7 protein-coding genes and 1 tRNA gene are annotated in these 6,572 nt (G+C 66.3%); 2 read left to right on the top strand and 6 right to left on the bottom strand.

Annotated elements, in window-relative coordinates:
• Nucleotides 1-154: 154 nt before the first annotated feature.
• The 4 genes from B2G71_RS14695 to B2G71_RS14680 all read right to left on the bottom strand — a co-directional run bounded on the left by B2G71_RS14695 (nucleotide 155) and on the right by B2G71_RS14680 (nucleotide 2,520).
• A tRNA-Lys gene (locus B2G71_RS14695) sits at nucleotides 155-230 on the bottom strand.
• A 23-nt stretch (nucleotides 231-253) separates the two neighbouring features.
• Nucleotides 254-751 carry a 2-amino-4-hydroxy-6-hydroxymethyldihydropteridine diphosphokinase gene (gene folK, locus B2G71_RS14690; RefSeq protein ID WP_098107109.1) on the bottom strand — a complete coding sequence of 166 codons (498 nt, stop codon included), beginning with the start codon at nucleotides 749-751 and terminating at the stop codon, nucleotides 254-256.
• A 3-nt stretch (nucleotides 752-754) separates the two neighbouring features.
• Nucleotides 755-1,606: an N-carbamoylputrescine amidase gene (gene aguB, locus B2G71_RS14685; protein WP_098107107.1), complete on the bottom strand. Its 852-nt coding sequence runs from the start codon at nucleotides 1,604-1,606 to the stop codon at nucleotides 755-757.
• A gap of 53 nt (nucleotides 1,607-1,659) precedes the next feature.
• Nucleotides 1,660-2,520: a class I SAM-dependent methyltransferase gene (locus tag B2G71_RS14680; protein WP_098107105.1), complete on the bottom strand. Its 861-nt coding sequence runs from the start codon at nucleotides 2,518-2,520 to the stop codon at nucleotides 1,660-1,662.
• Between the two features lie 118 nt (nucleotides 2,521-2,638).
• Here B2G71_RS14680 and msrA point away from each other — a divergent pair, with 118 nt between their 5' ends.
• Both msrA and B2G71_RS14670 read left to right on the top strand, forming a co-directional pair.
• Nucleotides 2,639-3,166: a peptide-methionine (S)-S-oxide reductase MsrA gene (gene msrA / locus B2G71_RS14675; RefSeq protein ID WP_098107104.1), complete on the top strand. Its 528-nt coding sequence runs from the start codon at nucleotides 2,639-2,641 to the stop codon at nucleotides 3,164-3,166.
• Nucleotides 3,167-3,284: 118 nt separating this feature from the next.
• On the top strand, nucleotides 3,285-4,373 hold the full coding sequence (locus tag B2G71_RS14670; protein ID WP_098107102.1) for a choice-of-anchor A family protein: 1,089 nt from the start codon (nucleotides 3,285-3,287) through the stop codon (nucleotides 4,371-4,373).
• Nucleotides 4,374-4,433: 60 nt separating this feature from the next.
• Here B2G71_RS14670 and B2G71_RS14665 read toward each other — a convergent pair whose 3' ends face one another.
• Entirely contained in the window at nucleotides 4,434-5,231 is a 798-nt protein-coding gene (locus B2G71_RS14665; RefSeq protein WP_098107100.1) for a hypothetical protein, read from the bottom strand.
• A 105-nt stretch (nucleotides 5,232-5,336) separates the two neighbouring features.
• Nucleotides 5,337-6,566, bottom strand: coding sequence for an RsmB/NOP family class I SAM-dependent RNA methyltransferase (locus tag B2G71_RS14660; protein ID WP_098107099.1), 1,230 nt, complete (start codon nucleotides 6,564-6,566; stop codon nucleotides 5,337-5,339).
• Between the last annotated feature and the right edge of the window lie 6 nt (nucleotides 6,567-6,572).

Genomic DNA, 6,572 nt, shown 5'->3' with positions numbered 1-6,572 from the left:
GTAGAATCTGTCCCATAGGGTCCTCCGCTGCGACGATGACAAATTTACACCATCACATGCTGGGACCAAACACCTAGGCTGTTACCTAGCGGGGTAAGGAGCCTACTTGGAACTTCCTCGATCCACGTTTTATATCGTTATTTCAACGTCTTGTTGGTGAGCCCTGCTGGGTTCGAACCAGCGACCTACTGATTAAAAGTCAGTTGCTCTACCGACTGAGCTAAGGGCCCTTGCCGCGCGCGGCTTCGGCTGGTCACCTAGGGGCGGGGCGGGGCTTGGTCAAGCGGGCGCGCAAGTGGCGCGTGGTGAGGCCGCTCAGCGGATCGCGCCACTCGGGGGCGACCTCGCAGGCGGGGTCGAGCACGAAACGGCGCTGGCGATAGGCCCGGTGCGGGATCGTAAGCGCGGGCGAGGCCCACGTGCCGCCGGTCCACAGCACGATGTCGAGGTCGAGAACCCGCGCGCGCCAGCTCTGGCCGCGCGCCTTGCGGCCGAAGTCACGCTCGATCCGCTTGAGCCTGCGCAAGAGCGCTTCGGGGTCGAGTGCGGTGCGCACCACGGCGGCGGCATTGGCGAAGCGGCGGCGCGACGGACCAAGCGGCGCCGTCGTGTGAATGCGCGAACGAGCGAGCCGTTCGAGCGGACCGCGATCGAGTTCGCGCAGCGCCGCTTCGAGCACGGCGCGCGGACTTCCAAGTTCCTGGTGCCGCATGTTCGAACCCAGCGCGACGAGATAGCCGTGACGCGCCAAACCTCAGACGTCCTGCGCTATCCGTCCGTAAAGTTGCGGACGCCGGTCGCGGAAGAAGCCCATGCCCGCCCGGTGTTTCGCCGCGCGGGCCAGGTCGATCGTTGCGACCAGCGCGCCGGTTTCCACCTTGCCATAGTCGGCGAGGAAATCGCCCCACTCGTCGGTGATGAAACTGTGCCCGTAGAAGGCCTGTCCGCCCTCGACGCCGATGCGGTTGGCGGCGATCACCGGCATGCAGTTCGAGACGGCGTGGCCGAGCATCGCGCGCCGCCACATCCGGCTGGTATCGAGATCGGCGTCGTAGGGCTCGGACCCGATCGCGGTGGGATAGAACAGCAGCTCCGCTCCCATCAGCGCCATCACTCGCGCGCATTCGGGATACCACTGGTCCCAGCAGACGCCGACGCCGATGCGCGTGCCGAACAGGTCCCAGACCTTGAAGCCGTCGTTGCCCGGGCGGAAGTAGTACTTCTCCTCGTAGCCCGGGCCGTCGGGAATATGGCTCTTGCGGTAGGTGCCCATGATCGCGCCGTCCGGGCCGATCATCGCGAGCGTGTTGTAATAATGGTGCCCGTCGCGCTCGAAGAAGCTGGTCGGGATGGCAACGCCCAGCTTGCCGGCAAGCGCCTGCATCGCCACGACCGACGGATGATCGGCGGTCGGCCTGGCGAGCGCGAAGAGCTCTTCTTCCTCGACCTTGCAGAAATAGGGGCCGGAAAAGAGCTCGGGCGGCAGCACGATCTGTGCGCCCTCGCCCGCCGCCTGCTCGACGAGCGCGGAAACGGCGGCGATGTTCTCCGCCTCGTCGGCGGAATTGAGTGCGAGCTGGAGGGCAGCGACGGTTATTTCGGCCATGGCCGCGCCCTATTTCGCGCGGGACGCGAAGTCCACCTCGATCCGAGCCGCGGTCAGGATGCCTTGCGGAACAGCAGCGTCATCCGGTCGCTCTCGCCGATCGCTTCGTACCTGGCCTTGTCCTCATCCTTCTTCGCGAGCGAGGGCGGCAGGGTCCACACGCCGCTCTCGTAATCGGCGGTGTCCTTGGGATTGGCATTGACTTCGGACTTGCCGACGAAATCGAAGCCCTGCGCCTCGACGAAGTCGATCACGTCGGCCTCGCGCAAATAGCCCTTGCTGCCGTCGACGTAGTCGTCGGGCGCGTCGGCCTTGGCGCGGTGCTGGACGATGCCCAGCATGCCGTCGTCCTTGAGCAGTGTGGCCATCGTCTTGAGTTCGCTCGCGGCGATGCCCCAGCGCATCATGTTGTGCATCATGCGCATCACGAGGATGCGGTCGAACGTCCCGGCTTGCCCGTCGGGCACGGCGTCGAGCGAGAATGCCGCGACCTTTGCCCCCGGCTTGGCAAGCGAGCCTGCGGCATTCTCGGGAAACTTCGTCACCTGGTCGGGCACGCCCTTGCGGTAGCGTTCGGGAATACCGGTGGCGCCGCTATCGTAGAACAGGCCGACCAGTTCGCCCTCGCCCGCGAGATAGGGGGCGAGCATGCGCGTGTACCAGCCGCCGCCGGGGGCGTATTCACCGACCTTCATGTCGGGCCGCACGCCGAAGAACGAGAGCGTCTCGATCGGATGGCGAAACTTGTCGCGCCCCGAGTCGTCCTTGCGGGCGGGGCTGGCGGCCGCCAGTTCGAGCAACGCGCCGCAGCCTTCACAGGCCTCGGTGCTCGCCGCTTCGTCGACCGTCTCGGCGGTCACGGGAGAGGCAATCAGGCCCAGCGAGGTGGAAATGGCGATCAGAAAACGGCGCATCGGTTTCTCCCGGGATGTTCTCTGGAAGCGAATCTAACCTAAGCCGCGACCATGACAAGCGCGGCATGCGCCTCTATCTAGTTTTGCGACGAAACGACACCAAGCTTTTGGAGCAGATATGGAAACGGCAATTCTTGCAGGCGGGTGCTTCTGGTGCACCGAGGCTGTGTTCCGCGACGTGATCGGCGTGACCGAGGTCGAAAGCGGCTACATCGGCGGCTCGGTCGAAAACCCCACCTACAAGCAGATCTGCACCGGCGCCACCGGCCATGCCGAGGCGATCAGGGTGACGTTCGATCCCGAGACGATTTCCTATGCCGAGATCCTCGATGTCTTCATGGGAACGCACGATCCCACGCAGCTCAACCGCCAGGGCAACGACATCGGCACGCAATACCGCTCGGCGATCTTCCCGCTCGACGCCGCCCAGCGTGCCGAGGCCGAAGCGGCGATCGCCCGCAGTAATGAAGAGAACGACGGCCGCGTGGTCACGACCATCGAGGGACCGGCCACCTGGTATCCGGCCGAGGACTATCATCAGGAATACTGGGAAGGCGAAGGACAGCGCAATCCCTACTGCCTGGCAGTGATCCCGCCCAAGCTGATGAAGCTGCGCAAGAGCTTTCAGGCGAGAGTGAAAACCTGAAAAAATCCCTAACGTTCAGCGGCTGCGCGGGAAATGTCTCGCTGGGAGACAGCGCCATGTTAACGTTTCCGAACAGGGTGAAGCCTCATTAAGGACCCGCCGACCAATCGATATCACTATGCGGGGCACCCTGATCGTGAAACTGTTTCGTTCCTCAGCTCTCTCCCTTACGGCCGTCGCTGCCGTCCTCTCGACCGCACCGGCGTTGGCCGATTCCAGCATGATCGCGGGCACCGACGTGCTGCGCACCTGGAACCTGGTGGTGCTGGGCGACCTGACCTCGAGCTCCGAGGTCGAGGGCCGCACGTTCGTGGGCGGCGATCTCAACGGCACCTCGTCGAACTATCAGATCAGCGGCACGGTCGACTCGGGCACGGGCGTTCCGGGCCTGACGGTCGTGGGCGACGTCAACGGCAACACCAAGAACCTGAACAACGGCTCGGGCGCGGTGGTCGGCGGCAACGTCAACAGCGGGTTCAACCTCAACGGCAGCCCGCAGACGGTTCAGGTCGGCGGGACGATCAGCAACACCAACGTCAACAGCAACACGGTCAATTCGGGCCTCGCCGCGTCGGACCCGGGCTTCATCCAGGATCTCAACCAGCAGGCGAGCCTGATCGAAACCTCGATGACGGGTCTCAGCCACTCGCTGAGCACGCTCGATGCGAACAGCACGCTCGCCATCAACGGCAACCGCGGCACCTTCAACGCCCAGCCCGATGCCGACGGCGTCGCGGTGTTCAACATCGCGGCATCCGACCTCGACTCCATCGGCGAGATCCAGTTCAACCTCAACGGCGCGGACACTGCGATCGTCAATGTCACCGGCGGCTCGATCACCCTGAACGACAACTTCCTCGGCGGCACGAACAACCTTGGCGAACACGTCATCTGGAACTTCCCCGATGCGACCGACATGTCGGTGACGACGGCCTGGGGCGGCTCGGTTCTCGCCCCGAAAGCCAACGCGACGACGGGCAACTACATCCAGGGTTCGGCGGTGTTCGGCTCGCTGGTGCAGAACGGCGAGATGCACGTGGGCACCTATAACGGCGGCTACTACCCCTCGCCCACCGACCCGACGCCGGGCGGATCGAGCAGCTCATCGGGCGGAACCGACGTGCCCGAGCCCGGGACGGTTGGCCTGTTCGGCCTGGCACTGGCGGCCCTGTTCTTCTGGCAACGCCGGCGCATGCGTCCGGCCTGAGGCCTTGCCCGGCGGCGCGCCACGCGAAAGCGACGCGCCGCCCCGCGCAGCGGCTCCCGTTCAGCGGTTGCGGTAACGCGTCACGAGGTCCATCAGGCCCTGCGTGCGTTCGCGGCCCATTCGCGCCTTCATCGTCTTCGTCATGCACAGCTCTCCGACATGGGCGCCGATCCGCTCGCAAGTGCTGGCCAGGATCGCGAGCGTGTCCGCGCGCAGCAAGGTTGCAAGTTCCAGTTCCTTGACCGCATAGGTGTAAGCCTGACGGAACGCGGGATCGGCGCAGAGCGCATCCCTGTCGTAGGTGGCGACGGGCTCTTCAGGTCCCGCTTGCCAGGTCGTCCTGTATCGATCGACGGGCCGGTCCGTCATCGGAAAGCTGACTCGCGGATCGCGGGGAGAAAGCAAGGGTCCGCTCTGTTCGCGCAGCTCCGCGAAGGCGGCGTTCAGAAAGTTGACCTGATAGGCGTAACTGACGACGGCCTGCTTCGTCGCCTCGTCGGGAAGCGCAGAAAGCCCGATCGTGTTCACGAGTTCGGTATAGGCGGACATTGGCGGGTTCATTCCGCTCAGTCGTGTCGCGAGCGCGCCCGGGTCACCGATGTCTTCAGGACATCTGCCGGCGGAAAACTCGGTCGCGATAGGCCGCGCCCGCGCCAGCATGGTCACGCTGAAATCGTGATGTCCCTCGATCTCGTTCACGGCGCTGCGGGCATCGTTCAGCAGCCGTTCGAGCAGGCGCTCCACCTGCGCCTTGTCCTTGCGGTCTTCGGCCCACTGCCCCAGTTCGAAGGCGATGAAGACGCCGACGACAACGAAGAACGTCTCGACGGCGACGAGCAGCCACTCGGACGCGGTCACCCCTCCGGCCGCCGTTCTGAGCCTTCGCAGTGCCGCAATCATCCACGTGCCCCGTTTTGTAGCCGCGAAGCTTGCACCACGCGTCAGCTCGCGGTCAACGCCGGATCATGTCCGCCAGCGGGCGATGAAAAAGCCGTCGAGGCCGCCCGCCTCCGCGAGCATGCCCGGATCGGTTCGCAGCCAGCCCTCCGCGCTCGGCGCCAGACCTTCGGGCAGTTCGGCCTGCGTGATCGGACTGCGCGGCAGGGCCACGTGTTCGGCCTGCGCTTCGCCCTCCTCGCGCTCCAGCGAGCACACGGCGTAGACCAGCGTGCCGCCGGGCGCGAGCCAAGATGCGGCGCGCTCAAGAAGGCGGGCCTGCAACTCGGCCATTTCGGAGATCTGGCGGGACGAGATTCGGTGCAGAACGTCGGGGTGGCGGCGGCACGTCCCCGTCGCGGTGCACGGCGCATCGAGCAGGATGGCATCGAAGCGTGCGTCCGAATCCCATGCGAGTGCATCGGCGACGACCACATCCGCGCCGAGCCGGGTCCGCGACAGGTTCTCGCGAAGCCGCTCGAGCCTGCGCTTGCTGGCATCGAGCGCCGTGACCTGCCAGCCCGCGGCCGCCAGTTGCAGCGTCTTGCCGCCCGGCGCGGCGCACAAGTCCAGCACGCGACGCCCCTGCCCCGGACCGAGCAGGCGCGCAGGCAGGCTCGCCGCGAGATCCTGCACCCACCATGCCCCGTCCACGAAGCCCGGAAGATCCTCAACCGCGGTACCGCGTGGCAGGCGCACGTGGCCGGGCGCGAGCGACGTGCCGCCGAGCTTTTCGGCCCAGGTCTGGGTTTCGGCGGTATCGCGAAGCGAAAGATCCAGCGGCGGCGGCGCGGCGAGCCCAGCCGCGATCGCCTGCGCGCGCGCGCCCCAGCGCCGCGCGGTGTCCTCAGGCAGACTCGGCACGGCGGGAAGCTTGACGCCGCGCTTCGTCAGCGTCGAGAAGACGCCGTGCGCCAGCCGTCGCGGGCCGCCCGCGAGCAACGGCAACCCGGTGGCGATCACGGCATGGGCCGGCGTTTCGAGCCGCAGCACTTGCGCCAGCATCAGTTCGAGCACCGCGCGCGGCTTGGCGTCGTCGGGCAGGAGCTGCCGCGTGGCGCCGTCGATCAGAGCGTCGAGATCGACCTTCCAGCGCAGCGTTTCGGAAACGATCGCGCGGGCCAGTGCGCGGTCCGCGTCCGCGCGCACGCGGCGCAGCGCCATGTGCGCGGCCTGATCGAGCGTCTCGCCCCGTCGCAGCACGGCATCGAGCATCGTAAGCGCCGCGCGCCGCGCGGGCAGTCCGAGTATGTCCATCGCCTC

The sequence above is a fragment of the Novosphingobium sp. PC22D genome (assembly GCF_002556635.1).
Lineage (GTDB): Bacteria > Pseudomonadota > Alphaproteobacteria > Sphingomonadales > Sphingomonadaceae > Novosphingobium.
The sequence above is the reverse complement of the archived record's forward strand: the minus strand, read 5'-3'. Positions and strand labels throughout refer to the sequence as shown.